The sequence below is a fragment of the Neisseria sp. P0021.S005 genome (assembly GCF_051956955.1).
In genome coordinates this window covers 1-561 of the sequence record NZ_JBQCWY010000882.1, presented here as the reverse complement: position 1 = coordinate 561, position 561 = coordinate 1, and the positions used below count along the sequence as shown (strand labels likewise).

Here is a 561-nt window from a genome sequence, read left to right as displayed (position 1 = left end):
CTTTGTTTCACGATTGCGCACAATATGGTAATCTTGAGCCGATTTTCACCATACATCCGAAAGGAACATCATGAGCCTGATTATTGAAGACTTGCAAGAAGGCCACGGCAAAGAAGCCGTCAAAGGCAAAGAAATCACCGTACATTACACCGGCTGGTTGGAAGACGGTACCAAATTCGACTCCAGCCTCGACCGCCGTCAACCGCTGACCATCACTCTGGGCGTCGGCCAAGTGATTAAAGGCTGGGACGAAGGCTTCGGCGGCATGAAAGAAGGCGGCAAACGCAAGCTGACCATTCCTTCCGAAATGGGCTACGGCGCACACGGTGCCGGCGGCGTGATTCCTCCGCACGCGACTTTGATTTTTGAAGTCGAGCTGCTGAAAGTGTACGAATAAGCATTTGACGCTTCAAAAGACCGAGGCCGTCTGAAACCCGAAGTTTGGTTTTTCAGACGGCCTGTTTTTATCAAGATTCGGTATAATGCCCTCTTTTACAAGCAAACCATTTCCCAAGGAACCCCCATGCTTTTACCCGAACAAGTCAAAACCCTGATTGAAGG

Annotated in this window: 1 protein-coding gene; it reads left to right on the top strand. The window is 50.1% G+C overall.

Annotated elements, in window-relative coordinates; genetic code table 11:
• Window positions 1-67 precede the first annotated feature (67 nt).
• Window positions 68-397: an FKBP-type peptidyl-prolyl cis-trans isomerase gene (locus ACTHUE_RS19950; RefSeq protein ID WP_094192864.1), complete on the top strand. Its 330-nt coding sequence runs from the start codon at window positions 68-70 to the stop codon at window positions 395-397.
• The last annotated feature ends 164 nt before the right edge of the window (window positions 398-561 follow it).